The sequence below is a fragment of the Nesterenkonia sp. K-15-9-6 genome (assembly GCF_052656005.1).
In genome coordinates this window covers 208,921-235,605 of the sequence record NZ_JBQYEY010000003.1, presented here as the reverse complement: position 1 = coordinate 235,605, position 26,685 = coordinate 208,921, and the positions used below count along the sequence as shown (strand labels likewise).

The 26,685-nt window shown below is 70.2% G+C and carries 22 protein-coding genes and 1 pseudogene; 12 read left to right on the top strand and 11 right to left on the bottom strand.

Going from position 1 to position 26,685, the window contains the following annotated elements:
* The first annotated feature begins 439 nt into the window (after positions 1-439).
* From SD455_RS03405 to SD455_RS03385, 5 genes and pseudogenes are all read left to right on the top strand, one after another.
* A complete protein-coding gene (locus SD455_RS03405; RefSeq protein ID WP_445507245.1) occupies positions 440-805 on the top strand; it encodes a metallopeptidase family protein in 366 nt (121 codons plus the stop codon).
* A 551-nt stretch (positions 806-1,356) separates the two neighbouring features.
* Entirely contained in the window at positions 1,357-4,161 is a 2,805-nt protein-coding gene (locus tag SD455_RS03400) for an NlpC/P60 family protein (protein WP_445507244.1), read from the top strand.
* Positions 4,162-4,392: 231 nt separating this feature from the next.
* Positions 4,393-5,856, top strand: a complete 1,464-nt coding sequence (locus tag SD455_RS03395) for a NupC/NupG family nucleoside CNT transporter (protein WP_445507243.1) — start codon at positions 4,393-4,395, stop codon at positions 5,854-5,856.
* A 161-nt stretch (positions 5,857-6,017) separates the two neighbouring features.
* Positions 6,018-7,094: a universal stress protein gene (locus SD455_RS03390; protein ID WP_445507242.1), complete on the top strand. Its 1,077-nt coding sequence runs from the start codon at positions 6,018-6,020 to the stop codon at positions 7,092-7,094.
* A gap of 45 nt (positions 7,095-7,139) precedes the next feature.
* Positions 7,140-7,454 (top strand): annotated as a pseudogene (locus SD455_RS03385) (VOC family protein); the annotation flags it as partial.
* On the opposite strand, the gene SD455_RS03380 reads toward SD455_RS03385, so the two are convergent.
* The 7 genes from SD455_RS03380 to SD455_RS03350 all read right to left on the bottom strand — a co-directional run bounded on the left by SD455_RS03380 (position 7,406) and on the right by SD455_RS03350 (position 14,689).
* Positions 7,406-8,461 (bottom strand): ribokinase, encoded by a 1,056-nt coding sequence (locus tag SD455_RS03380; RefSeq protein ID WP_445507241.1) that lies wholly within the window; start codon positions 8,459-8,461, stop codon positions 7,406-7,408. The pseudogene SD455_RS03385 and the gene SD455_RS03380 overlap by 49 nt on opposite strands.
* Before the next feature lie 19 nt (positions 8,462-8,480).
* Positions 8,481-8,804, bottom strand: coding sequence for a thiamine-binding protein (locus SD455_RS03375; RefSeq protein WP_070158511.1), 324 nt, complete (start codon positions 8,802-8,804; stop codon positions 8,481-8,483).
* On the bottom strand, positions 8,801-9,889 hold the full coding sequence (locus tag SD455_RS03370; RefSeq protein WP_311026191.1) for a glycerophosphodiester phosphodiesterase: 1,089 nt from the start codon (positions 9,887-9,889) through the stop codon (positions 8,801-8,803). The genes SD455_RS03375 and SD455_RS03370 overlap by 4 nt, the downstream gene beginning before the upstream one ends.
* 135 nt (positions 9,890-10,024) lie before the next feature.
* Positions 10,025-11,206, bottom strand: a complete 1,182-nt coding sequence (locus SD455_RS03365; protein ID WP_311026190.1) for a hypothetical protein — start codon at positions 11,204-11,206, stop codon at positions 10,025-10,027.
* A 162-nt stretch (positions 11,207-11,368) separates the two neighbouring features.
* Positions 11,369-12,709 carry an endonuclease/exonuclease/phosphatase family protein gene (locus SD455_RS03360; RefSeq protein WP_445507240.1) on the bottom strand — a complete coding sequence of 447 codons (1,341 nt, stop codon included), beginning with the start codon at positions 12,707-12,709 and terminating at the stop codon, positions 11,369-11,371.
* A gap of 229 nt (positions 12,710-12,938) precedes the next feature.
* On the bottom strand, positions 12,939-13,043 hold the full coding sequence (locus SD455_RS03355; RefSeq protein WP_170922698.1) for a methionine/alanine import family NSS transporter small subunit: 105 nt from the start codon (positions 13,041-13,043) through the stop codon (positions 12,939-12,941).
* Positions 13,043-14,689 carry a sodium-dependent transporter gene (locus tag SD455_RS03350; RefSeq protein WP_311026189.1) on the bottom strand — a complete coding sequence of 549 codons (1,647 nt, stop codon included), beginning with the start codon at positions 14,687-14,689 and terminating at the stop codon, positions 13,043-13,045. Before SD455_RS03350 ends, SD455_RS03355 begins: the two co-directional genes overlap by 1 nt.
* Before the next feature lie 342 nt (positions 14,690-15,031).
* Between SD455_RS03350 and SD455_RS03345 the strand changes: the two genes are divergently transcribed.
* Complete coding sequence (locus SD455_RS03345; protein ID WP_311026188.1) at positions 15,032-17,107, top strand: BCCT family transporter; 2,076 nt, start codon at positions 15,032-15,034, stop codon at positions 17,105-17,107.
* 110 nt (positions 17,108-17,217) lie between these two features.
* Here SD455_RS03345 and SD455_RS03340 read toward each other — a convergent pair whose 3' ends face one another.
* The 4 genes from SD455_RS03340 to SD455_RS03325 form a co-directional block, all read right to left on the bottom strand.
* On the bottom strand, positions 17,218-18,051 hold the full coding sequence (locus SD455_RS03340; protein ID WP_070161234.1) for an aldo/keto reductase: 834 nt from the start codon (positions 18,049-18,051) through the stop codon (positions 17,218-17,220).
* A 120-nt stretch (positions 18,052-18,171) separates the two neighbouring features.
* Positions 18,172-19,314: an N-acetylglucosamine-6-phosphate deacetylase gene (nagA, locus tag SD455_RS03335; protein ID WP_445507239.1), complete on the bottom strand. Its 1,143-nt coding sequence runs from the start codon at positions 19,312-19,314 to the stop codon at positions 18,172-18,174.
* Positions 19,311-20,582 (bottom strand): PTS transporter subunit EIIC, encoded by a 1,272-nt coding sequence (locus SD455_RS03330; RefSeq protein ID WP_083277636.1) that lies wholly within the window; start codon positions 20,580-20,582, stop codon positions 19,311-19,313. The genes nagA and SD455_RS03330 overlap by 4 nt, the downstream gene beginning before the upstream one ends.
* Positions 20,583-20,649: 67 nt before the next feature.
* Entirely contained in the window at positions 20,650-21,420 is a 771-nt protein-coding gene (locus SD455_RS03325) for a GntR family transcriptional regulator (protein ID WP_311026185.1), read from the bottom strand.
* Positions 21,421-21,585: 165 nt separating this feature from the next.
* Here SD455_RS03325 and SD455_RS03320 point away from each other — a divergent pair, with 165 nt between their 5' ends.
* The 6 genes from SD455_RS03320 (at position 21,586) to SD455_RS03295 (ending at position 26,684) form a co-directional block, all read left to right on the top strand.
* The gene (locus SD455_RS03320) at positions 21,586-22,629 is read left to right on the top strand and encodes an SIS domain-containing protein (protein WP_445507238.1); all 1,044 of its coding nucleotides are present in this window, start codon (positions 21,586-21,588) and stop codon (positions 22,627-22,629) included.
* 70 nt (positions 22,630-22,699) lie between these two features.
* Positions 22,700-22,933, top strand: a complete 234-nt coding sequence (locus SD455_RS03315) for a glucose PTS transporter subunit EIIB (RefSeq protein WP_070161229.1) — start codon at positions 22,700-22,702, stop codon at positions 22,931-22,933.
* Positions 22,930-23,406 carry a PTS sugar transporter subunit IIA gene (locus tag SD455_RS03310; RefSeq protein WP_139827800.1) on the top strand — a complete coding sequence of 159 codons (477 nt, stop codon included), beginning with the start codon at positions 22,930-22,932 and terminating at the stop codon, positions 23,404-23,406. The genes SD455_RS03315 and SD455_RS03310 overlap by 4 nt, the downstream gene beginning before the upstream one ends.
* A 180-nt stretch (positions 23,407-23,586) precedes the next feature.
* Positions 23,587-24,282 carry a hypothetical protein gene (locus SD455_RS03305; RefSeq protein WP_445507237.1) on the top strand — a complete coding sequence of 232 codons (696 nt, stop codon included), beginning with the start codon at positions 23,587-23,589 and terminating at the stop codon, positions 24,280-24,282.
* A 177-nt stretch (positions 24,283-24,459) separates the two neighbouring features.
* Complete coding sequence (locus tag SD455_RS03300; protein ID WP_445507236.1) at positions 24,460-26,094, top strand: AlkA N-terminal domain-containing protein; 1,635 nt, start codon at positions 24,460-24,462, stop codon at positions 26,092-26,094.
* Complete coding sequence (locus SD455_RS03295) at positions 26,091-26,684, top strand: methylated-DNA--[protein]-cysteine S-methyltransferase (RefSeq protein WP_311026181.1); 594 nt, start codon at positions 26,091-26,093, stop codon at positions 26,682-26,684. The genes SD455_RS03300 and SD455_RS03295 overlap by 4 nt, the downstream gene beginning before the upstream one ends.
* Position 26,685 lies beyond the last annotated feature (1 nt).

Sequence of the window (26,685 nt, the reverse complement as noted above, 5' to 3'; positions counted from 1 at the left end):
GCTGTACAGCCGCCAATCCTTCCGCAACGCATGCCGCCACGTATTGGTGTCATTGGTCCCCGCATACCCACCCCGACGACGCACCCCCGGGGGCCAGAGGCGCGGCACGGCGCCGATCCTCCGGGTGGAGGGAGACGTGGTCCCCTCCGTCTCGCCTATCGCTGTCACAGTGTCCTCCCCGTCCTGATCCGGCTCCACGGCCGAAGCGGTGCGAGCATTCCCGCGGCTCGAGGTCGATCCCGGCTGCGGCGTCCTTTTGTCCTGCGATACGACACAAATGTAAGCGGGATCACACCAGCCGTGTCAAGGGTTTTCCCAGACTTTCTGTGATCGATCACAGTTCCCCCCGGTCAGGAGCGCTCACCGCATAGATCTCATCTGCCCCACAACACACACGCCGGCGGCGACGCTCCACGGAGGGGCCCCTAGACTGGAGCCCATGCCGGTTCAGATGAGCGACGAGGACTTCGACGAGGCAGCCGCCCGCGCCCTGGAGATGATCCCGCAGGCCCTGCGCGACAAGCTGGACAACGTCGCCGTCTTCGTGGAGGACCGCTACGAGCCGGAGCCCGGCGAGCACCCGGATACGGTGCTGCTGGGCCTCTATGAGGGCATCCCGTTGACCGAGCGCGGCGGGGAGCCGTGGGCCATGCCGGACCGCATCACCCTGTACAAGGAGCCGATCCTGCAGATGTGCTCCACACGCGACGAGGTCGTCGAACAGGTGACCATCACCGTCGTCCACGAGGTCGCCCATTTCTTCGGCATCGACGACGCGACGCTGCATCGCCTCGGCTGGGGATGAGCGCGCCGGACCACAGGGCGCACAGCCCCCTCTCCCCACCCCTGAGGCCAGGCGATATCACATGAGAAAGTCGAAGTCACGGAAGCTCAACCTTCAACCTACTTGAAGGTTGAGCGATACCTTTCCGTGACCTCCGATCCCCGGAATGACGCGGATCCGGGCCTCACAGGTAGATCACAGGAACGACACGAGCTGTTGCCAAGGTGACGAAACCGCAACTATCGTGACGGGTGTAGCGCCACATGGCCGTCATGCGATTCCCTTCTCTGACGGTCGTCGGCACCACTGTCACCCGTGACGGCGTCAACACGTCCGAGCGGAACGGAGGCCCCTGACAGGGTCTGCGGGACAGCAGGGCCGGAGACCGTCGGTGTCGCCGATGAGAGTCCTGGGGCACTGGTCCGACAATCCCATCGCGGGAGCTCTGCGCGTCGTCGCGGTCCGCAGATCTCCACGGTCGAACCAGCACCCCACAGGACCGAGGCGTCCGCATCCAGCGGCCGGCCCGAGCGCGTGGTGCTGCGCCCGTGAGGAACAAGTGAGGAACTACCGTGAAGAACCGCCGCAATCTCGGCGTGGCAGCAGTGACTGCCGCCGTCGTGACGACTGCCCTGGTCGGGACGACGCTTCCCGATCTGCTGGCTGACCGCGCCGCCAGCACCGTCCAGCAGCAGAACCAGAACGCCGAGGGATCCGCAGCCTCCGTCGTGGTGACCGAGCTTCCGGAAGTGCCCTCGGCCAAGGAGATCTCCAGCGCCAAGGAATCCTCCCAGGCGACGGACCAGATGATCTCCGAGATCAACGAGCGACTCTCGCAGGCCAACCAGCGCGCTCTGGAGCTCGAGGCCGCGGTGCAGATGGAGCACCAGAAGGCCCTCGAGGCCGAACAGGAGGCCGCTGAGGCCGCCGCCGCAGCCGAGGCAGCCCGAGAGGCCGCCGAGACCGCCGACTCCGGCGCGGCTGAGCAGTACGCCGCCGGCGACACCGGCGCGGGCGACGTCCTCCTCTCCGAGGATGAGAACGCCCTGGCGGACGCCGCCACCGAACAGCGGCTCGAGGAGCAGGCCGAGTCCGACGCCGCGCAGGCCGAGCAGGAATCCTCCGAGGCCGACGCGCTGGCCGAACAGGCCGCCCAGCAGTCCACGGCCGCCGCCGAAGCTGCCGAGGCCGCTGACCGGCAGTCCGAGGAGAGCGCCGAGCACGTCACCCAGGTCGGTGAGCGCGCCCTCGAGCTCATCGAAGAGCTGGCCGACCTCAAGGGCGTGCCCGTGGAGATCCTCCGCGCCCAGATCGAGGCGAACTCAGACTTCCACGACGAGAACGGCGACGTCGACCCGCAGCAGATCGCCTACCGCATCGCGCAGCTGCGCGAGATGATGTCGGCCGACTCCGAGGACGAGGAGTCAGCGGAGGACGCCGAGGACGAGACCGCCGAGGACTCGTCGGACGATGAAGAAGGGGAAGCTTCATCGCCCGACGAGTCCGAGGCCCCCGACCCTGCCGATGCTGAGCTCCCGGCTCAGAGCCTCGACCAGTACCTCGAAGGGACCCGGGAGCTCGTGCAGCGCCTGGCCGAGCTGGAGGACACGGACGTCGAGTCCCTGTTCGCCGAGCTCATCGAGGACGAGGACTTCCTGGACGAGGACGGCCTGCTGGACCACTCCGCCGTTCTGGCACGCGTCTACGAGCTCGAGCCGGAGCCTGAGCCTGAGCCTGAGCCCGAGGATGAAGACGAGGACGCTGAAGGCACTGAGGACGAGGATGCCGATGACGCCGCGGCAGACGAGACCTCCGAGGAGGAGGACGCCCCGGCGACCTCCTCGCACCGCCTGGAGGACTACCTGCCCGGCACCCAGGGCCTGGTGGAGCGCCTCGCCGAGCTGGAGGACACCGACGTCGAGTCGCTGTTCGCCGAGCTCATCGCCGACGACGACTACACCGACTCCGACGGCCTGCTCGACCACGCAGCCATCCAGGCCCGTGTCTACGAGCTCGAGCCGGAGCCCGAGCCGGAGCCTGAGGAAGATGAGGCCAGCGAGGACGAGGCCAGCGACGCCGACGCGTCCGAGGACGAGGCTGCCGAGGAGGAGCCGGCCCAGCCGGCCCACCGCCTGGACGACTACCTGCCCGGCACCCAGGGGCTCGTGAAGGAGCTCGCCGAGCTCGAGGACGAGTCCGTGGAATCGATGTTCGCCAAGCTGATCGACGACTCGGACTTCACCGACTCCGACGGCCTGCTGGACCACAGCGCCATCCGCGCCCGTGTCGCCGAGCTCACCCCCGAGCCCGAGCCTGAGCCGGAGGAGGAGAGCAGCAGCTCCTCCAGCTCCTCCGAGGCGAGCGCCCCGCAGCCTTCCGGTCCGAGCCTGGACCAGTACCTGCCGGGCACCCGCGCGCTGGTCGAGGAGCTCGCCGAGCTTGAGGGCGAATCCGCCTCCGACATGTTCGACCAGCTGATCAAGGACTCGGACTTCACCGACTCCTCCGGCCTGCTGGACCACAGCGCCATCCGCGCCCGGGTCGCCGAGCTCACCCCCGAGCCGGAGCCTGAGCCTGAGCCTGAGCCGGAGGAGGACAGCAGCAGCTCGTCGAGCTCCGGGTCCTCCAGCTCCGGATCATCGGGCAGCGGATCCTCCGGCAGCAGCTCTTCGCAGCCGACCGGACCGAGCCTGGACCAGTACCTGCCCGGCACCCGTGCTCTGGTGGAGCAGCTGGCTGAGCTGCGCGGTGACGGAGTGCAGGAGACCTTCGAGTCCATCCTGGGAGACTCCGACCTGGTGGGCGGCAACGGCGTCATCGACCACGCCGCCCTGCAGCGCGAGGTCACCCGCCTCACTCCGGCACCCGAGCCCGAGCCCGAGCCGGAGCCCGCACCCGAAGAGAGCAGCAGCTCCTCCGGCTCCGGGTCCTCGGACTCCGGGTCCTCCAGCTCCGGCAGCTCGAGCTCCGGCTCGGGCGGGCAGTCCGTGGCCGCGGGCAGCTCCTCGGCCGCACAGATCGCCGTGGACTTCGCCGTCGGCAAGGTCAACGAGCCGGGCACCCACTATGTGCTGGGCGCCACCGGCCCGAAGGCCTGGGACTGCTCCTCGCTGATGCAGGCGGCGTTCGCCCAGGCCGGGATCTCCCTGCCGCGCACCGCGCACCAGCAGTTCCAGGGCGGCCAGTCGGTCTCGCTGGACAGCCTGCAGCCCGGTGACATCGTCTTCTGGGTCAACGGCGGCCGCGCCACCCACAACGCGATCTACATCGGCAACGGCAAGATCGCCCATGCCCGGAACCCGCAGGCGGGACTGACGGTCACCGACCTGTACTACGCCTACCAGGACCCGCACCCGGTGGCGAAGCGCTACTGGTGATCCGCCGGCAGGCGACCACCTGCTGACCACGGCGGGCCCGGACGGACACTGCGTCTGTCCGGGCCCGCCGTCGTCATACCGCACAGCCGACCCGGCCGGTGTGGCGCACAGCTCAGTGATTCGGCATACTTGCCCTGATATTCGGGGATTCCCCCATTTGATCCTGCGGCCCGCGGTCACCCCGACGGTTCGCCGCCAGTCATCACTCCGCATCTGAGAGGAAAGGCTCTCGTGATCAACATCCTCTGGGGCATCATGGGCATGACCGTGGTGCTCGCCATCGCCATCCTGTTCTCCGTGGACAGACGCAAGATCAACGTCCGCACCGTCGCGATCGCCCTGGCCATCCAGGTGTTCTTCGCCGTCGTCGTCCTCTACCTCCCGTGGGGCCAGACTGCCCTGGCCGGGGTTACGCGCGTCGTGCAGAGCATCATCGACGTCTCGGGCGAAGGCATCGACTTCGTCTTCGGCGACCTGGCCGGCGAAGGGATGTTCTCCTTCGCGCTGGCAGTGCTGCCGGTGATCATCTTCTTCGCCTCGCTGACCGCGGTGCTCTACCACCTGAAGATTCTGCAGTTCGTCGTCCGTGTCATCGGAGGTGCCCTGCAGAAGCTGCTGGGCACCTCCCGGGCCGAGTCCATGAGCGCTGCGGCGAACATCTTCGTCGGCCAGACCGAGGCCCCGCTGGTCATCCGCCCCTACATCTCGGGGATGACCAAGTCCGAGCTCTTCGCCGTCATGGTCGGAGGGCTCTCCACCGTCGCCGGGTCCGTGCTGGTGGGTTACGCCGGCATGGGCGCCAGCCTGGAGTATCTGATCGCCGCCAGCTTCATGGCCGCTCCCGGCGCGTTGCTGATGGCCAAGATCATCATCCCTGCCGGATCCTTCGATGAGATCGACGCCGGCAAGTCCGAGCGCCAGGCCGGTGACGAGGCGACGCTGGGCGGCAGCCGCTACACCAGGGGCCGCAGGGCGGCCGCAGCAGGTGCTGACACCGTCGGTGACGAGGTCTCAGGGTCGACCACCACGCTGACCGAAGACCGCCCCGCCACGGACGACGCCACCGACAGCGACGACGTCTCAAGCCCTGAGGACTCCACGACGTCGGACGGGGAGCACCCCCGTCCGGACGTCTCGGTCACGGACACCGCTGCGGCCGCGGCCGGCTCCGAGGAGAAGCCGCGCAACGTCATCGACGCCGCCGCCCGTGGCGCCGGGGACGGCCTGCGCCTCGCTGCGAACGTCGGCGCCATGCTGCTGGCGTTCATCTCACTGATCGCCCTGATCAACCTCGGCATCGGTCAGGTCGGCGGCTGGTTCGGCGCCCCGGACCTGACGTTCGAACAGATCATGGGCTACGTGTTCGCGCCGCTGATGTGGGCCGTGGGCGTCCCGTGGGAGGAGGCCGTGGCCGCGGGGTCCTTCCTGGGCCAGAAGCTGGTGCTCAACGAGTTCGTCGCCTTCGCCGACTTCGCGCCCCAGGCTGAGGCCTTCTCCGTGAAGTCCCAGGCGGTCATCACGTTCGCGCTGACCGGTTTCGCGAACTTCAGCTCCATGGCCATCCTGCTCGGCGGGCTGGGCGGGATCGCGAAGAACCGCCGCTCCGACATCGCTCAGCTGGGCCTGCGTGCCGTGCTCGCCGGCACCCTGGCGAACCTGATGAGCGCCGCGATCGTGGGCATGATGATCTTCTGACCCCACCGTCCATGGCCGTGCGACGCCGTCGCACACCTGCACCCCAGCTCCCCGTCCGGATCGGCCGGTGAGCTGGGGTGTTCCACATCTCGTACCGCGCGAGTCCTGGGCTGTACCATGGGGTCACCCCACGCGGGACCCGACGCGCCTTGGAGGTCAGGATGAACGTCGTACCAGCTCAGAACCCCGGACAGGGCACCTCAGGCCAGAGACCCGACGGCTCCCGTCGGCACGGTGTGGTCGTCGGCGTCGACGGCTCGGAGCAGTCGCTGCGCGCCGCCCACTGGGCCGCCGCGGAGGCGAACCGTCGGCAGCTGCCGCTGACCGTGGTGACGGCCTACTCGCTGCCCGCCTTCGCCGCCTCCTCCATGGACGGCGGCTATGCGCTCATGGACGAGTCGGCGCTGCGCCAGGGCTCGGAGAAGGTCATCGATCAGGCCAAGGAGTTTCTGCGCGACTATCCCGGCGAGGTGGAGTACACGATAGAGTCCGGCGACCCCGCCGGGGTCCTGCTCGACTACTCGCAGGAGGCCGAAGTCCTGGTGGTCGGCAGCCGCGGGCGCGGCGGCTTCCTGGGTCGGCTGCTCGGATCGGTGTCCGCCGCCCTGCCGGCGCACGCGAAGTGTCCCACCGTGGTGGTGCCGCTGAAGTTCTCCTGCCAGGAGTCCAACGCCGTCACCACCGCCACCGGCGCGATCCCCATCATCACCCCGGACGCCTCTGCGTCGGAGAGCGCCTCGGAGTCTCCACGGCGCAGCGATGACAGGCGACCCGTGGTCGCCGGCGTGGACGGTTCCGACTATGGCCGGGTCGCCGCGCTGGTCGCCGCCCGGGAGGCCAGCGAGCGCGGCACCACGCTCCGAATCGTCTGTGCACTGCCCCCGCTGGGCGCCACGCTGGTGTGGATCCCCACGCATGTGGAGGACGGGCAGGCAGTGGAGGAGCTGCGCGAGAAGCTCGAGGCCGGCCGCCGCTGGCTGCACAGCCACTACCCGAACCTGCACATCGACGCCGAGGTCATCGACGGCACCGCCGTGGACGTCCTGGTGGAGGAGACCCGCCACGCGCAGCTCACGGTGCTGGGCACCCGGGGCCGCGGCGGCTTCGCCGGCATGCTGCTGGGATCGACCTCCCAGGGCGTGCTCCACCACGCAGAGGGCCCCCTGATGGTGGTCCCGGAGAAGAAGGACCGGCGATTGGCCGACCGCCCGGAGTTCGGACCCGTCCTCGGTGAGTGAGCCTCCCGCCGGGAGGTGAGCCGGGACAGCAGGAGAGGACGCATCATGGGCATCGGAGGAGTGGGCAAGGTCGCCATCGGCGTGCGGGACCAGCAGCGGGCGCTGTCCTTCTGGGTGGACGTCGTGGGCTGCCAGGTGGCGATCGACGCGCCCTACGGCGAGAGCGGCGAACGCTGGCTCGAGGTCACCACGCCTGACGGACAGACCCGGCTGGTGCTCAGCCTCGACCCGGACGGCGAACACACCCAGGATGCTCCGGAGGGCCTGCCCACCTCGGAGGTCTTCTTCTACGCGGAGGACCTGAGAGCGACCTACGAGGTGCTGACCGCCCGGGGTGTGCGATTCCCGACCCCGCCCCAGGAGCACCCCTGGGGCTGGTGGTCGCTGTTCGAGGACACCGAGGGGAACCGATTCGCCCTACAGCAGCGCGGCTGAGCCGCTGAGCGCCCTGCCTGGCGCTGCGGCTCACGACGTCGGCTGGGCCCCGGTGGTCCGGACCGCGTCGGCCCCTGCACGCACACCGCGACGCACCGCCTCCTCCACGGAGGCGTCGGCGTCGAGCGCCGCCGCCAGGGCGCCCACGAACGCGTCCCCGCCCCGGTGGTGTCCACCACGTCCACTGCGGGTGCCGGCACATGTGTGACCTCGACGCCGGACCCCGGCAGGGACCGGCCGAGGTAGGCCCCGGCCGCCCCGGCCGTCATCACCACCGAGGGCACGCCGTCGGAGACCAGCGCCCGCACGGCCGCCAACCCTCCGCCGACGGGCCCCTCGGCGGCGCCGGGGGTCGATCCCCGGGAGCCGGCCAGCAGCGCAGCGGCATGCACGGCCTCATGCTCGTTGACCACCAACGGGTCAGCACGACGCAGCGTCGCGGCGGAGACCTCCACCGCGGGTGCCAGGTTCAGCACCACCCGCCCCTGGGCGAGGCGTGCGGCCTCCTCCACACCCTCCCGCGGGATCTCGCCCTGCAGCACGACGACGGCGGCCTGGCTCAGCCGTGCCTCATGTCCGGCGACGGCGTCACGGTCCAACTCCGTGTTCGCCCCGGGGATCACCACGATCGAGTTCTCGCCGACGTCGTCCACCGTCACCACGGCGAGTCCGGTGGGTGCTGCAACGGTGACCAGCCCGGTGAGGTCCACGCCGGCGGCGCGCAGACCCGACTGCGCCGGCTCGGCGAACTCGTCGGAGCCGACCGCGCCGATGAACGTCACTGATGCGCCGGGGGCGGCTGCGGCCACAGCTTGGTTCGCGCCCTTCCCGCCGGGACGGACCTCCAGGTCCTGCCCCAACACGGTCTCCCCCGGGGCGGGGTGTCTGCGGGCACGGACGATCAGGTCGACGTTGATCGAGCCGACCACCACGACGCCCACGATGCCGCGCTCAGTCGCCGAGGGCGGATTCGAGTCGGGCGACCTTGCCCTCCAGCTCACCGCTGTGACCGGGACGGATGTCCGCCTTGATGACCAGGGAGATGCGACTGCCGTAGGGGGCCACCGCCTGGGTGGCGCGCTTGACGACGTCGAAGACCTCGTCCCACTCGCCCTCGATCTCGGTGAACATCGCGCTGGTGCGGTTCGGCAGCCCGGAGTCCCGGACCACTGCCACCGCGGCGGCGACCGCCTCGTGGACGGAGCCGTCCTCGGTCTGGCCTTCATGGCCGGGCTGCGGAGTGCCGGAAGGTGCCACAGAGAATGCCACGATCATGGCACCAGACTAGGGGCGCGCTCCGTGTCCTGACCAGAGGTGCTCACCGCCGCGATGACCCGGGCGGGGAAGTTCGTGGTCATCTCCTGCACGCCCAGAGCCAGCAGCAGCTCGACGTCCTCGAGCTCGTCCACGGTCCAGACCCGCAGGCCCGTCCCGCGGGCCAGCCAGGCCTTCACGTCGGCGCGTCGTTCCCGCACGAAGCGCATGCCCGGTCCGGCCAGCCCCACCTGGGCGTTCCACACCATGGCCTCGCAGTCGCGGGCCGTGCCGCGCATGACTGCCGAGACCACGGGCCGCAGCGCGAAGGAGAATCGCAGGTGCTCGAGCCGACGCAGCACCTGCTCCTCGGTGACCTGGTCGAAGAGCGCACAGAGCTTCTCCGGGGGCACCATCTCCGCCAGGTGGAGGAGGGAGCCCGGGGAGAAGCTCATGAAGGAGACGTCGACCTGCGGAGCCGAGGCCGCGGCGTGGCGAGACCGGGCCCCTCGGCCCGGGACCAGCGAGGTCTCCGGGTCCCAGCCGAATCGCAGCAGGATCTGCAGCACCTTCTCCTCCAACCGGTGCCCGAAGGGCGAGGGGTGCTTGAGCTCCACCGCCAGGCCGACATCCCGGCCCGCGTCGACCAGCAGCTCCAGCAGATCCTCGAACGTCATCAGCTGCTCGCCGGGGCGCCCATACTCGGCGGGCAGCCGCGGCGTCTTCCAGGAGTGCACGTCGAGCCGGCGCATGTCGGCCAGGGTGAGGTCGGCGACCGCGCCGTGGCCGTCCGAGGTGCGGTCCACCAGGGCGTCGTGGAAGCAGACCACCTCTCCGTCACGGGTCAGGTGCACATCGATCTCGATGCCGTCCGCCCCTTCGTCCAGGGCACGTCGGTAGGCGGCCCGGGTGTGCTCCGGGAAGAGGCCGGAGGAGCCCCGGTGGGCGTAGACCTTCGCCCGACGGCGGGGACGCAGGGGGGTCATGAGGTCCAGGTCCGCCGGCAGCGGGTGCAGCGCGGGGTCGGGGATGCGCCCCACCGGGTGGGCCTGGGGCAGCGGGGACACCGGGCCGCTGGATCCGTGTCGACGTCGTTCATCAGCCACGGCTTCACGCTATCCCGCCGAGACCAACGGCGTGCGACGCCCAGGCGACGCGCCCCGGCGACTCCGGGTGAACAGCAGACGACAGGTCGGCCCCTCCCCTGCCCGGGGCTGTGGGGCGACCGGCCGCGCCGTCCATCAGGCGTCCCGATCCTCGCCAGGGGTTGCGGATGCGGAGCCCTCGGGGGCGCGCGACGGCGACTCGGGCGCCTCGGCCTGGACCTTCTGCAGCTGCTGCTCGGCCCGCTGAGCACGCTTGCGTGCACGCTCCAGCTTGAGCTCGCGGCGGCGGGCGTCGCTGTCACTGCGACGCTCCTTCAGCTGGGTCCGACGCTCGGCACGCAGCTCCTTCTTCCTTCCGCGCCGCTCCTTCCGGTCGGCGCGGAACTTCTCGCGCTCCAGCGCGCGGCGCATGTCGTCGATCAGTGCCTGGGGGGTCTGCTCCGGAAGCTCCCCGAAAGTGCGGTGCGCGGCGCGGACGATCTGCTTGGCCAATACGTGGTTGGCCGCTCCCCCGACCACCGCGCCGATCCCGAAGGGGATCGCACGGGCCACCATGGTGGTCCCCTGGCGGATGAAGAAGCGCTTGACGAACTGCCGCTTGATCTGGTCCACGACGAGGCCACCCACACTGGATGAGCTCGCCAAGGATCGCATCGGCACCAGGGTGGAGAACGGTCCGGCGCCGCGGCCATCCACCTGCTCGGAGAGCTCCCCGAGCAGCTGGCGCCCTTCCTCGCCCAGCATGATCCCCATGACGAGGACCTGGGCCCGCTGCGGGTCCTCCGTGGAGACCCCGGACAGCTCGGCCACAGACTGCGCGTACAGGGCGCTGGTCTCCAGGAAGCCGCCGGTCGCCACTGCCGAGAGTCCCAAAGACACGACGGTCCCCACCGAGGGGATCGCCGCGGTCGCGCCGATGGCGGCGCCCGCTCCGGTCATCACGCGGACGAACTCCTTGTCCAGTTCTCGCGCCAGCTGCCGGTTGCTCAACGTCGGGTGGTTCTTCCGCAGGTGACGCAGATTCGCCATCACCAGGGGGCGCTGCACGGTGACGGCGCGGGTCAGGAAGCTCTCGGCGGCCGGGGTCAGGCTCCCGTCGTCGGCGAAGGCCTGTCGGGAGGCGAAGGTCAGCGCCTGCTGGCCGAAGAAGGTCGCGGCCGCGCCCCGCATGATCGACCGGCCGCGCCGCTCCTTCTTCCGGCGGGGAGCCGGCGCCGGGCGTGGACTGGAGGGCCGGGGCGCCGGTGCCGGCGCCTCGGCAGGGGCGGGCGTGCGGTCGAGGGCACCACCGCGGGGGATCAGCGAATCAGGGGTCATTCTGCGGCTCCGATGGGTCGTCAGCTCCTCTGCCGCGGACGGGCCGCGACCGGGAGACGGGGACGGGGCGTTCTCCAAGGGAGACTAACGCATCCACCAGGACGCGGGGCAGTCGGGGCGCACCGCTGACGGGTCAGTCGGTCGCTCGGCCCGTGGGACGCGTCAGGGCGCCTGAAGATCCACCCAGACGAGGCGGTCGGCGAGCACGGCATTCCCGGCGGGGTCCACAAGGTCGAAGCCGAACTCACCCTCTGCGGGCCAGAAGATCCCGGAGTCGCTGACCTCGGCCTCGGCGTCGGGCAGCACGAGGGAGACGCGCCGATCCGGCTCCCCCTCGACGGCCCGGGTGGCGTGCTCGTCGGTGTCCGTGTCGTCTCCGGCGCGCGCGTTGAGCGGCTGGTCCGTGACGGCCTCCGGGAGCGGGTCCTGCACTGCCGGGGAGTCCAGCAGCGGCAGGTCACGGTCGTCCTCGGGCTCGGCCTCGGCCGGGGCGCTGTCCCCGGGCCCGGCGCCGGGCTCGCCGACCACCACGAAGGAGGAATCGGGCTCGAGGGCTCCGGCCTCCCCGACGTCGTCATAGATGTAGGCGCCGCCCTGAGGGTCAGCGGACACGTAGTCCTCGATGAAGCGACGCTCGTCGGCTGCTCGGACGTCGTCGAAGCTGCGGGCCTCCTGCTCCGGCGTCTGGCTGTTGGCGATGACGTGGAGGGTCTCGCCGTCGTCGCCGATCTCCACCGGCACGTCCCACAAGGAGGTGGCCGAGAGCCGCAGGACGGACTTGTCCAGATCGGAGTAGTCGGCCTGGGGCAGCGAGTTGTCCGGCATGTCCTGCCACAGGAAGTCCTGGAAGGTGCGGACCTCGTCCTCGAGGATCGGGTACGCCGAGTAGACCACCATCCCGTGCTGGCCGGGGAACTCGCCGTAGCCCAGGGCGTCGCCGGGGCCGCCGATGCGGCCGTCGCCGTCGAGGTCGGTGCCCGAGTCGATGCCCGAGTTCGTCGGGGCGGTGTAGACGTAGGGCAGGTCCAGGCCTGCCGGGGCCAGATAGCGGGCGTTGAGGGTGTCTGCGATCCGACCGTCGGAGTCGTGGGTGGTGCCGGTGAGGACCAGGATGTCCGGGGCGTTCAGATGCGCGGTGCGGGCCACGGTCCGAGCGGCGGGGCTGTGCCCGCCGCGGAGGGTCTCCAGCACGGTCTCTGCCGAATCGCCCGTCAGACCCGCGTGCAGGGTGGCGACCCGGACATCGCCCTCGGCCTTCTCCACCGTGGTGTCCGCGGCGTCGGCAGCATCCGCGGCCTCCTCGGGCGCCGGCGTCGGCAGAGGCTGCCCGGGGGCCGGGTACGACGGCAGCGACGGCGCGGAGGACTCCTCGCCGTCGCTGGCATGTGTCGCATGCGCCGGACCGGCGGCTCCCAGGAGGAGCCCTCCGGCGATTCCGGCGGTCGCGCTGATCGCCAGGGTGCGGCGAAGTCCGTGCGCGGACATACGTGGGCCTGTAGGCATGCTGACCACCGTAGCGGCGGCCGGTGCCTCATCCAACCCAGATCAGCTCAAAGATTGAACAGTTACGGAGGTGTGACACTCGGGCGATGGAACGATTCATCGTTGTGACATGTTCGTGATGTGGATGCATGGTGACACACGCCACAGCGGGGCCGCCCTGACCGGGACGACCCCGCCGTCACGATGCGCCTCGGGCCTCAGCCTCCAGACCGCCGCCCGAGGCGTCGCCTCATCCTTGGTCAGGATGCTTGGAGAGGTGCACGATCGCCGCGACCAGACCACCCCAGACGGTGATCAGCGCGACGAGCATCATCACGATCGCTGCAGCGTCCATCAGCGCTCCCCTCCTTCCGACGCGGACGAGTCGGCGGGTCCGCCGCGGCGGCGGCCATCGGCGCCGACCAGCTCGTCATAGTTGTCCTCATCGATCTCCGGGTCCTCCATATGCATGGCCGACCGGGCGTTCCACGGGCTGAGCGTCAGCACCACCGCGAGCACGGTGACCAGCGCCAGGGAGCCCCAGCCGAATGTGGCCACCACCCAGGTGTCGAAGCCGCCGTAGCCCTCGGCGATCTTGTCGGAGATGTCCATGTAGAGCAGAACAGCCAGCACGATCGGCAGCACGATGCCGATCAGCGCCTTCCAGACCGTGCCGACCCGGAAGGAGCCGTAGGCGTTGAGGCCCGCGGCCAGCACGTCCATCTTCCGGAACACCCAGGCCACCAGCAGGACCGCGACGAAGGCGCCGCCCACGATGCCGATGTTGTTGGAGAACGCGTCGACGGTGTCCAGGATCGTCACCCCGGAGACCCCGCCGATCAGCACGATCGAGATGATCGCGCTGGAACCTCCGACGACGGCGACCGTCAGACCGCGCGACCAGCCCGTCTTGTCCTTCACCGCGGAGATCACGACCTCCAGGATGGAGATCTGCGAGGTGAAGCCCGCCAGGGTCAGCGAGCCGAAGAACAGCACACCCACCAGGGCGGAGGCGGGAGCCTCGGAGATGATCGTCGGGAAGGCCACGAACGCCAGCCCCAGCCCGGAGGAGACGACCTCGTCCACGGCCGTGTTGGCCGCCAGCGCCAGGAAGCCCAAGGCCGAGAAGACACCGATGGCCGCCAGCAGCTCGAACGAGGAGTTCGCGAACCCGACCACGAGACCGGACCCGGTGGCGTTCGACTTCCGCTTCAGGTACGAGGCATAGGTGATCATGATGCCGAACCCGACCGAGAGGCTGAAGAAGATCTGCCCGTAGGCCTGGATCCACACTGTGGCGTCCGTCAGCGCGCCCCAGTCCGGAGTGAACAGGGCGTTCAGCCCGGCGGCGGCACCCTCGAGGGTCAACGAATAGGCCACCAGGATGGCGAACATGACGAACAGCACCGGCATCCCGATCAGGGACACCGTGGCGATGCCGCGGCGCACGCCGACGGCCAGGCAGAACAGCAGCAGCGCCCAGACGGCGATCAGCGGCCAGCCCACCTGCGCCACGAAGTCCACCGACAGACCTGCGCCTTCGGCGCCGCCGCCGTCGTACTGCAGGTACTCGGCGAAGAAGAAGCCCTCGGCGTCGTCGCCCCAGGCCTGGGAGAGTGAGAACCAGGTGTAGCTGGCCGCCCAGGCGATGATGGCCGCGTAGTAGATGGAGATCAGGAAGCAGATCCCCACCTGAAACCAGCCGATGACCTCCGCGCCGGGGTGCAGACGCTTGAAGGCCATGGGCGGGGAGCCGCGGAACTTGTGGCCCACGGCGTAGTCGAACAGCAGGATCGGGATGCCTGCGGTGAGCAGGGCGATGAGATACGGGATCAGGAAGGCGCCGCCACCGTTCTCATAGGTGATGTAGGGGAAGCGCCAGATGTTGCCCAGCCCGACAGCCGAGCCGATGGCGGTGAGGATGAAGGCCTTCCGGCCTGCGAAGGACTCGCGGATCCGCACGCCGCCGGCCGAGCCCGAGGAGCCGACAGAGCTGCTCATGGTCTCTCTCCTGACGGAAGAAGAAGAATTGATTGGATAACCTCTTATCCTGACAGAACATCTGCGCTATCGTCACCAGTCAGGGCCGCGCGGCTTGCCCTCGGGACTCCACTTAAGGCCTAATGGAGCATGAGCGTCAGTTTTTCGAGAATGCGATGCGCCATGACCATGACGGCGTCGACGCCGCTGCAGACTGCTGACCAGGCGACTGCTCCCTCCGGGAGGACCTGGCGGCGCGCACGGCTCCGCCGTCTTTTTCATGCCTTCACCACGATCGAGACGCTGACCGAGACGACACTGCAGCACAAGATTTCACGGTAATACACAACCAAGGAGGACTTCATGGCTTCGCACACCGAAGCAGAAGTGAACCATTGGTCGGTGAGCTACGTCTGGCGAAGCCTCAGCAAGCCAGTCTTCATCCCGGCCGTCCTGATCATCGCCGCCGCCCTGATCTTCGCCACCTGGTTCGGCCGGGAGCACGGCGACGAGGCCTTCGAACAGCTCAACAGCAACATCGTCAACGGGATCGGCTGGTGGTACGTCGCCATCGTCACCGGGTTCGTGCTCTTCGCGATCTGGGCCGGGCTCTCCAAGGCGGGCAACATCCGACTGGGCCGGGATGACGAGAAGCCGGAGTTTTCGATCCTGTCCTGGTTCACCATGCTGTTCTCCGCCGGCATGGGCATCGGCCTCGTGTTCTGGGGCGTGGCCGAGCCGCTGTGGCACATGGTGGCCCCGCCGGACATCAGTGGTGAGGTCGGCGTCGACGCCGCCGGTGAGACCCTGATGGCCACTCAGGCCGAGCTGTCCGGCACGGCCATCGGCCAGTCGCTGTTCCACTGGGGCCTGCATGCCTGGGCGATCTACGTGGTCGTCGGGCTGGGCCTGGCCTATATGACCTTCCGCCGTGGGCGCCCGCTGTCCATCCGGTGGCTGCTCGAGCCGGTCTTCGGCCGGCGGCTCATCGAGTCCTGGGTCGGTCACGTCATCGACGTCGTCGCGATCGTCGGCACCGTCTTCGGCGTGGTCACCTCGCTGGGCCTCGGCGTCCAGCAGATCGCCGCGGGGCTCGAGTTCATGGGCTGGGCGGAGTCCAACACGGCGCTGCTCACCTGGCTGATCGTGGGCATCACCGCCATCGCCACCATTTCGGTGATCACGGGTGTCCACAAGGGACTGAAGTGGCTGTCCAACATCAACATGACCATGGCCGCCGCCCTGGCCATCTTCGTCCTGCTGGCCGGCCCCACGCTGTACCTGCTGCAGCAGCTGGTGGCCAACGCCGGCGAGTATGCCTGGGCGTTCCCGCAGCTGATGTTCGAGACCGGCGCCTCCTACGCGGGCGGCGACGGCGGCGGCTGGTCCGCCGACTGGACCATCTACTACTGGGGCTGGTGGATGAGCTGGGCACCCTTCGTGGGCATGTTCATCGCCCGCATCTCCCGGGGCCGCACCATCCGTGAGTTCGTCTTCGGCGTGCTGCTGGCCCCGACCCTGATCGGCATCATCTGGTTCTCGATCTTCGGATCCTCCGGAATCTACTACCAGCTGACCGAAGGCGTCATGGTCGACGCCGAGGGCAACATCGGTACCGAGGCCGCGCTGTTCACCTTGCTGGAGCAGCTGCCGATCGCCTCCATCACCGCAGTGGTGGCGATCCTGGTGATCGCGTTCTTCTTCATCACCTCGTCCGACTCCGGCTCGCTGGTGGTCGACATCCTCTCCCACGGCGGCCGTCCCGACACGCCTCGCCTGACGCGAGTGTTCTGGGCTCTGGTCGAGGGTGCGGCGGCCATCGTGCTGATCGCCGCCGCGGGCGAGGCGGCCGACGCAGCTCTGCGCGTGCTGCAGGTCAGCTCCATCGCCGCAGCCGCCCCGCTGTCCATCGTGCTGGTGCTGGCGGTGATCGGCATGATCCGGATGCTGTACTACGAGGGCGCGACGGCGCCTCGCTATGTGCGGATTCGCCCGCAGGCCTCCCCGGCCTCCCTGGTGGACACCGCCCGCGAGGTGGCCGGGGCCGAAGAGGGCCCCGCGGTGGAGCGGAGCCTGCGCAAGATCGTCGCGGGCCAGGGCCGGGCCCTGTCCGGGTTCTTCGGCGGCACGTCCTCGACCCTGTCCGGCCTGCCATCCGGCACCGGCCGTGGGGTCACGGACAGCACCGTCACCACCACGGACGAGATGGTCTTCGCCATCCACGACGTCCCGGCCCACGCGACGCAGGTCAACCCGGAGACCGGCACGCTCAACCTCGACGAGGAGGCGTATTACCACGACCCGATCGCCGACGAGCAGTTCGACACCCCGGAGTTCGCCGAGTCCGCCGAGGGCTGGGAGCAGGAGTCCGGGCACCTCTACGACGAAGTCGTCGGCAACGGCGACTCCGGCGAGGAGGAGGAGAACCCGCAGGCCTGACCCGCTGAACGGTCCCTGAGAACGCCGCTGGGCCCCGTCCGAATCATCGGACGGGGCCCAGCGGCGTTCTCAGGCGGCTGCGATCATAGGACACCGCAGCCAGGCGGGGGTCAGGAGCCGGGATTGAACTCGGCCGGGTTCGGGCCGAGGCGCCCGCCCTTCTCCAGACCGTCGATGGCCTCCAGCTCGGCGTCGGTCAGCTCAAAGCCGAAGACGTCGAAGTTGGCGGCGATCCGCTCGTCGGTGACCGACTTCGGGAACAGGATGCGGCCCTGCTGCAGGTGCCAGCGGATGACCGCCTGCGCCGGGGTCACTCCGTGGGCCTCGGCGGCGGCCCGCACGGCCGACTCGTCGAAGACCTGCCCCTGCGCCAGCGGGCTCCAGGCCTCGGTGGCGATGCCGTGCTTCTGGTTCGCCTCCACGACCTCGCGCTGCTGCAGGTAGGGGTGGATCTCGATCTGGTTGACCGCAGGGGTGCGGCCGCCCAGGGCCACGATCCGGTCCAGGTGCTCCTCCAGGTGGTTGGAGACGCCGATCGAGGTGGACAGGCCCGCCTCAGCGATGTCCTCCAGGCCCTCCCAGGCACGCAGGTACTGGTCGGTGGCCGGCGCGGGCCAGTGGGTCAGGTACAGGTCCACGCGGTCCAGGCCGAGCTTCTCCAGGGAGGTCTCCATGGCGGCCTTGGCCTCAGCGCGGCCGAAGTCCGAGACCCAGAGCTTGGTGGTCACGTAGAGCTCGTCACGCGGAATCCCCGAGGCGGCGATGGCGCGCCCGACGCCCTCCTCGTTGCCGTAGACGGCCGCGGTGTCGATGTGCCGGTAGCCGACCTCGAGGGCCTTTGAGACCACACGCTCAGCGTCCTCGGCGGGCACCTGCCAGACGCCGAAGCCGAACTGCGGGATCTCCGTGCCGTCGTTGAGTGTGACAGTGGGTACAGCAGTCATCGCTTCCTTCTCTCTCACGGGTACACAGGCGAGCGAGAGCGCTCACTCCAGGTGTGAACCACCAGGATGTCAGGTTCATTCCGGCAACCAGCCATTTGTCTCCGGTGGCGCAACAAAACGTCACGACGACGGCGCGCCCTCCAGCCAGGCGCCCCGCGTCATCACCGCGCGCACCTCCAGATCATCACCCAGGACCACGAGATCGGCGAGGGATCCCGCCGCGAGGGTGCCGACCTCCTCGAGCCCGACCATCTGCGCCGGGTGGGCCGTCGCGGCCTGGAGGACTTGGCCCAGGGGAAGCTGCGCGCGCTGCACGCTGTGCCGCACGGCGGCCGAGATCGTCAGCGTGGAGCCGGCGATCGAACCGAGCTCTCCGGAGGGCTCCACCACGCGGGCCTCGCCGTCGTCCACCTGAACCTCCAGGCTGCCCAGCCGGTACCGGCCGTCGTCGGCCGCCGCGGCGGACATGGCGTCCGAGACCAGCACGCACCGGTGAGGCTTCACCGTGAAGGCCAGCCGCTGCGCGGCCGGGTGGACGTGCACGCCGTCGGCGATGAGCTCCACCCACGCGTCCGGATCCTCCAGCAGCGCGGCGACCGGGCCGGGCGCCCGGTGATGCAGGGACGGCATCGCATTGAACAGATGGGTGCCCACACTGGCCCCGTGGGTCAGCGCCTCGCGGATCAGATCGTAGTCGGCGTCCGTGTGGCCCACGGCGGCGACGACGCCGGCATCGACGAGCCTGCGCACCGCCTCCAGGCCTCCGGGCAGCTCCGGGGCGAGAGTGACCATGCGGATCAGCCCGGTGGCGAGGAACTCGTCGAGCGCCTGCAGATCGGGCGCGCGCAGGTGCTCCTCATGATGGGCGCCGCGACGCCGGGCGTTCAGCCAGGGCCCCTCCAGGTGGACGCCGGCGATCTCGCCGGACTCCACCAGCTCCCGCAGCCCGGCCAACGAGTCGCGCATCACCGGGTAGGGGTCGGTGACCAGTGAGGCCAGCATGGTGGTGGTGCCGTGACGCAGGTGTGCCGCCCGGACCGTGCGGGCCGCCTCCGCGCCGTCGAGGAACGAGGCCCCTCCCCCGCCGTGGACATGGACGTCCACGAATCCCGGGGAGAGCACACCGTGCTCGATGCTGACATCTGCCGGTGCGGGCGGCTCCCCCGGACCCGACTCCACGATGCGCTCCCCCTGGAGGCGGAGCCACCAGGGGGACACATCGCCGGCGGGGGTCAGGGCCGCCGTCGCGTGGATCAGCGTCATCCGCGCTGCTCCGAGGCGGGGGTGGACTCGGCGTCCTCGTCCTCACGGCCGGGCGTCTTGAGGTTCCAGAGCCTGATCACCGCGCGGAACAGCACGTAGTAGATCACCGCGTAGCCCAATCCGATGGGGATCAGCAGCCAGGGGTCAGTACCGATGTTCCAGTTGAGCACGAAGTCGAAGAGACCGGCGGAGAAGCCGAAGCCCATCTTGATCTCCAGGAAGTTCACCAAGGCCATCGCCGTACCCGTGAGGAATGCGTGGATGACGTAGAGCGGGAACGCGACGAACATGAAGGCGAACTCGAGCGGCTCGGTGACACCGGTCAGGAAGGCGGTGAGGGCACCGGCGCCCATCAGACCACCGACGGCCTTCTTCTGCGACGGCCGAGCCGCGTGATAGATGGCGAGGGCGGCAGCCGGGAGGGCGAACATCATGATCGGGAAGAAGCCGGTCATGAAGGACCCGGCCGTGGGGTCTCCGCTGAGGAATCGGGCGATGTCACCGTGGACGACCGTGCCTTCGGCCGTCTCATAGGAACCCAGGATGAACCACGGCGGGTTGTTCAGGATGTGGTGCAGACCCAGCGGGATCAGCAGGCGGTTCATCATGCCGTAGACGAACCCACCGAGCACGGCGTTCGCCGCGACCCATTCACCCAGGGCCGTGATCCCGGCGTCGAAGAGCGGGTAGATGAAGCTCATCAGCACGGCGATGATGATCGCCGCCAGCGCGGTGATGATCGGCACGAAGCGCCGGCCGCCGAAGAACGCCAGGTACGGGGGCAGCTTGATGCGGTAGTAGCGCTGCCACAGCCAGGCCGCGACCAGACCGATGACGATGCCTCCGAGCACGTGGAAATTGATCAGGGCCTGCTCCTCACCCTCGGCCGGTGCGCCGAGCACCAGCGGCGACATCGCCTCAGTGACGGCGTCATAGACCAGGTACCCGATCAGGGCGGCGAGTGCGGTGGAGCCATCGGCCTTCTTGGCCATGCCGATGGCCACACCCAGGGCGAAGAGCAGCGGCAGGTGGGCGAACAGAGCGTCACCGGCACTTCCGACGACAGACGCGACCTGGTTCCAACCCAGTCCCTCCTCGCCGAGCAGGTCGGGCTGGCCGAGACGCAGCAGCAGAGCCGCTGCCGGCAGGGACGCGATGGGCAGCAGCAGGCTGCGGCCGAACTTCTGCACCGGCGCCAGGTTGATCTTGGGCATCGTGGATCTCTTCTTGGTCTCGGGGCCGCTGTCGGCGGTTTCGGGCGAACTCATCGGAGCGCTCCTTCCAGGGGCGAGTGAATCGGTGGTGGTGGGGTGGTTCTCTGTGAAGTCGGGCCGTTCAGGAGGACGACACGTCGTCCCGGCTGAGACTCATGTGGACCTGATAGCGGTCCCCGCGGTAGCGGGAGACCACATGCTCGGCCGGTCGGCCCGCCGCGTGGGAGACGCGACGGAAGACCAGCAGCGGGGTGGCCGGCTCGGCCTCCAGCATCCGTGCCGTCGGAGCGTCCGCCGCCTCACCCCACAGGGTCTGCTCGGCGGCGTCGATGAGGACGCCGTAGTCGGCGGAGAAGATGTCATAGAGGGACCCTGTGAGGTCCCGGCGGTCGAGATCCGGGAACAGGGAGGCCGGATACCATCCGGTCTCCACGGCGATGGGCTGCCCGTCGGCGCAGCGGACCCGGGTCAACGCCCAGGCCCGGCCACGCGATCCGGGGGTGTCCATCCCCAGCGAGGCGGCCGCCTCCGGAGGAGGTTCCACCGCCTCGCAGCTGATCAGCCGTGTGGTCGGGTGCAGCCCGCGGCGGCGCATGTCCTGGGTGAAGGACGCCAGGTGCAGCCGGCTCTCCAGCCGGGGCTGCACCACGAAGGTCCCCTTGCCGGGCACCCGCCGCAGCAGACCGTCCACGATCAGTGAGTCCACAGCCTTGCGGACGGTGGCGCGGGAGACCCCGTACTCGGTCATCAGCGTGCGTTCCGAGGGGATCATCTCCCCCGGCGTCAGCGACTCCGTGGCCAGGCGCGCGACGGCGGCGCTGAGCTGGATGTGCTTCGGCTCAGGACCATCGGTGATGCGCTGGTCCTGCCGCTGCTCGTCCTCCAGGGTCACGTGATCCACCTCTCGACAACTCGCTGCGTGATTGATACGGTCTGGTACGTACCAGTTGACTATGGCGTCGATCACAGGCGATGTCAAGGGCACCACCACACAGCCCGTCGGTCCTTCTCCCGAAAGCAGGAATCCATGTCCCTCCCGCAGGCACGGTCTACCCAGATGGCGCGAGAGATCGCCGAGCAGCCCGAGGCGCTGCGCGCCACCCTCGAGGCGCTGCTCCCGTCCCAGGGGCGTCTCAGCGAGCTGCTCTCCGGCCGACGCCACGTCCTCTTCGCCGCCCGCGGCACCAGCGACCACGCCGCCGTCTACGGCCGCTACCTGCTGGAGACCCAAGCCGGCCTCACCGGTGGACTGGCCTCCCCCAGCGTCGCCACGCATTACCGGTCCGACCTGGACCTCGCCGACTCCGTGCTCGTCAGCGCCTCGCAGTCCGGGCGCACGGAGGAGATCGTCGCCACCCAGCGCTGGGGCCGGGACCACGGTGCGGCCGCCGTCGCGCTGACCAACGGTGCCACCTCCCCGCTGGCGGCCGAGGCCGACGTCGCCCTGATCACCCGTGCCGGCGAGGAGCTCGCCGTCCCGGCGACCAAGTCCTACACCGCCCAGCTGGTCGGCATGGTGGTGCTCACCCTCGCCGCGCTGCGCCGGCGAGACCCGCAGGCCGCGGACGCCCTGGAAGAGCGGCTGCGTCACGTCCCCGAGGCCGTCGAGCGCCTGCTCGCCGCACGCGCCGGGGTGGACGCCGCCGTCGAGGTCCTCGCCTCCCACCGCACCACGGTGGCCACAGGTCGCGGCCTGCTCATGGGCACCGCCCTGGAGACCGCCCTGAAGATCGAAGAGACCTGCCTGCGCCCAGTGCGCGGGTACTCCTACGCGGATCTGCGCCACGGTCCCATCGCCGCCGTCGGTGAGGGCGTGGCCGCCGTCGTGCACGCCGCCGCGGACGGCCCGCTGAGCGAGCCGATGGTCCACCTGGCCCGCGACCTGCAGGAGCGCGGTGCCACCGTGATCGGCATCGGAGGAAACCCCGAGTTCCAGGCCGTCGCGGACGTCCACGTGCCCGGTGCCGACCTGCCGGAGACCCTTGCCCCGCTGGCCAACATCGTGCCCGCCCAGCTGATCGTCGAGGAGCTCTCCCGCACTCTGGGCCTCGACCCGGACGCGCCCCAGGGCCTGGCGAAGGTCACCCGCACCGACGCGTGACCTGCCCCGGCATCCCGCAGCTACACCCACCTCGACCGCACCACCCACACCCCTAGAGAAGGAGCCCCTCATGGCTGACCGTGCAGAGCAGATCCTGGCCGGACTCGGCGGATCCGAGAACATCATCGAGATCGAGCCGTGCATCACCCGGCTGCGCACCGAGGTCGAAGACGCCTCGCTCGTGGACGAGAAGGCCCTCAAGGCCGCAGGCGCCCACGGCGTGATGATCAGCGGCACCGTGGTGCAGGTGGTCGTCGGACCTGAGGCCGACACCATCGCCGAAGACATCGAGGACCTCCGGTGACCGCTGAGAGACCGGCAGTCTCACCGACGCGGGTGGCCGCCCCCTGCCCGGGGCGGGTCCTCCCCCTCAGTGAGGTGCCGGACCCGGTGTTCTCCTCCGCGATGGTCGGGCCCGGCATCGCCCTGGACCCGTCGCCGGAGGAGACCACCGTCTGCGCCCCGCTGGCCGGGAAGATCGTGAAGATCCACCCGCACGCCTTCGTGATCCAGGCCGAGTCCGGCGTCGGGGTGCTGGTCCACCTGGGCATCAACACGGTCCGACTCGAGGGTGAGGGCTTCGAAGTCCTGGCCGAGCAGGGCGCCACCGTACACCGCGGCGACCCCATGGTCCGCTGGACGCCCGGGGAGATCACCGGCGACGGGATCTCCACCGTCATCCCCGTGGTGGCGCTGGACCAGCCGGAGGATGCCGTGACGACGACGACGGCGGACCACGTCACCGCCGGAGACGACCTGCTGCAGATCTCCCGGTGACCTCACCGGCCCGCCGAGCCCGGGACGACGCCCTCATCCCTGGTCAGCGGGACGCTCCTGCCTTAGTCTGACTGCATCGACGACGTCGCGGAGCCAGCCTCCGCGGCGTCGTCACCTCCCGGTGCAGCTGCCGCCTGACACCGGCGGCACCCGCACCAGACGAGCAGCAGAGGAGCAGAGATGACACCGTCCCCCGAGGCCGCGGCGCGACGCGCCGTCGTCGGCCGTGCCCTGCTGATCCTGGCGGCCCTGGGTGCCGCCGGCGCCGCAGGTGCCGGCATCGCCCAGCTGGCCTCCGCCGCCGACGACCACCTGATCTACGACGCCTGGCGCGCCTTCGGCCTGGTGGTCTTCGCCGGACTGTTCGCCCTGGTGGCCTGGCGGCCGACCGCCTACCCCGGCGTGCTGGAGCTGGCCTTCCTGCACAAGCTCGGCCTGGCACTGGCCGCCTGGTCCCAGCTGGAGACGGCCGACGGCGCCTGGTTGACGCTCATCCTGGACGGTCTGCTCGCGGTGGGGCTGCTGGTGGCCTATGTGCTGCTGGGCTGCCACCGGGCCTGGAAGCGGGCCAAGCCCGCCGACGCCGTCGCGGACTCCCCGGCGGCGAGACTGGGGCGGAAGTCCTCCGGGACGTCCCCACGGAAGTCCTCGGGGACGGAGCCCGCAACGCTGGAGGCCACCAAGCCGATGCCCGACCCGAGCGGACGCGGCGACCGACCGACCTCCACCGGCAGCACCTCAGGATCCGGGACCTCCACCGGCCTGAACGCGGCCGACGGCGGCTCCGGCGGCACCCAGGGACCCAGTGACTCCCAGGGACCCAGTGACTCCCAGGGACCCGGGGGCATCCCCCGTCCGCCGCGCACCTCCCGCTGAGCGGCTCCCCTGCCCCTCCCTCCGGCCGAGTTGGTCTGGAGTTGTGGATACTCGAGTCGATCGAGTCGAGTATCCACAACTCCAGACCAACTCGGCGTAGGGGGGAGGTAGCCCGGCCGAGACAACGATGTCGGATTCCTGCTGGCGCCGACGGCGTCACCGGCGCATGCTGGTGACGTGACCACCTCACTGCTCCCCGACGCCGAGGCCTGCATCAAGGCCGTGCGCACCCGTGACGCCCGCTTCGACGGGCGGCTCTACGTGGGCGTGACCAGCACGGGGATCTACTGCCGACCCAGCTGCCCGGCTCCGCCGCCGAAGCGTGAGCATCTGACCTTCCACCCGACGGCCGCCGCGGCCCAGCGCGCCGGGTTCCGGGCCTGCCGCCGCTGCCGCCCGGAGGCCTCTCCCGGCTCCCCGGAGTGGAACATCCGCCAGGACACGACCGCCCGGGCGATGCGGCTGATCGCCGACGGCGAGGTGGACCGCACCGGCGTGGAAGGACTCGCCGCGTCCCTGGGATACAGCTCCCGGCAGGTGGAACGGGTGCTCCGCGCCGAGCTCGGGGCCGGGCCGATCGCCCTGGCACGGGCCCAGCGGGCCTCCACCGCGCGGACGCTCATCGAAGGCACCGCGCTGAGCTTCACCGAGATCGCCTTCGCCGCCGGGTTCTCCTCGGTGCGGTCCTTCAACGAGACGGTGCGCGCCGTGTTCGCCGCCTCCCCCAGCCAGCTGCGAGCCGCTCGCCGGAACGGACGATCCGTGGCCGTCGTCCGGCCGGGGCCGGCCGCTGACCGGGCACCCCAGGGCGACGGCGGCACCCCGCACCGGCTGAGGCTGCGACTCGCCTACCGGCCCCCGCTGCACGTGCCGAGTCTGTTCGGGCATCTCATCGCCACCGCCGTCCCCGGAGTGGAGACCTGGTCCCCGGCCTCTGGGACCTTCCATCGGGCACTGCGCCTGTCGCATGGCCTCGGGGTGGCCTCCCTGACCCCGGACGACGGCGAGCGCGGCCGGATCGACGCCGAGCTGCGGCTCACCGATCTGCGGGACCTGACCTCCGCGGTGCAGCGGTGCCGCCGTCTGCTGGATCTGGATGCGGATCCGGTCGGCATCGACGAGGCCATGAGCGCCGACCCGGTGCTCGCCGAGCTGGTGGCCAGCACCCCCGGCTGCCGCCTACCCGGCACCACCGACCCCGAGGAGCTGGCCTTCCGTGTGGTGCTGGGCCAGCAGGTCTCCACCACCGCCGCCGGTACGACGGGTGCCCGCCTCACCCGGGCCGTCGGCGACCCGCTGCCCGATGCCCTGCGTGTGCCCGACGGCCCCACGCATCTGTTCCCCACGGCCGAGGCCCTCGCCTCAGCGGAAGCCAACGCCCCCTCGGACGATGACGACGACGGCACGGCCCTGCAGGGAACGGCCTGGCCAGGTATGCCGGCGTCGCGCCGCGAGACCCTCCACGGGGTGGCGGATGCTCTGACCTCCGGGCGGCTGCGTCTCGATGTCGGCGCTCCCTGGGCGGAGGTCCGCCGCGAACTGGCCGCCCTGCGTGGGATCGGCCCGTGGAGCGTGGAGATGATCGCACTGCGCGGGCTGGGGGATCCGGACGCCTTCCCCGCCACCGACCTGGGAACCCGGCTGGCTGCGCAGGGACTGGGCCTGCCCGGTGACCCGCGCCCGCTGACCGCACGCGCCGAGGCCTGGCGGCCCTGGCGCTCCTATGCCACCGCCCTGCTGTGGGCGAGCAGCGACCACGCCGTCGCCCGCCTGCCGCAGCCCTCACCCCACACGAAGGAGACCAGCCCATGAGCCGGACGCCCACACAGGACGCAGAGGCTTCCCAGGCGACACAGAACACCCAGTCAGCACAGGGTGCGCGGTCGCACAGCATGATCGACTCCCCGGTGGGGCCGCTGGCGCTGGTGACCGACGGCGAGGCGCTGACCGGCGTCTTCATGGCCGAGCACCGTCATGCCGCCACGGATCGTCGGGGTGAGGCGGTGGCTCTCGGTGACGCCGCCGCCGTCGTGCGCCGCGCCGCCGAGCAGCTGGGCGAGTACTTCGTCGGCGACCGCCGGACCTTCGACCTGCCCCTGGCGCCGGAGGGCACCGCCTTCCAGCAGCGGGTGTGGGCGGCGCTGCAGGAGATCCCCTACGGGGAGACCTGGAGCTACGGACAGCTGGCCGCGCACCTGGGGAGCCCCGGCGCCTCGCGGGCGGTGGGGCTGGCCAACGGCCGCAATCCGATCTCCATCATCGTGCCCTGCCACCGGGTGATCGGCGCCGACGGCTCGATGACGGGCTACGGCGGCGGCGTTCCCCGGAAGGAGCATCTGCTGGCCCTGGAACGCGGGGAGCAGCCGCTGTTCCCCGCGACCGGGGGACCCGTGCCCAGCTGAG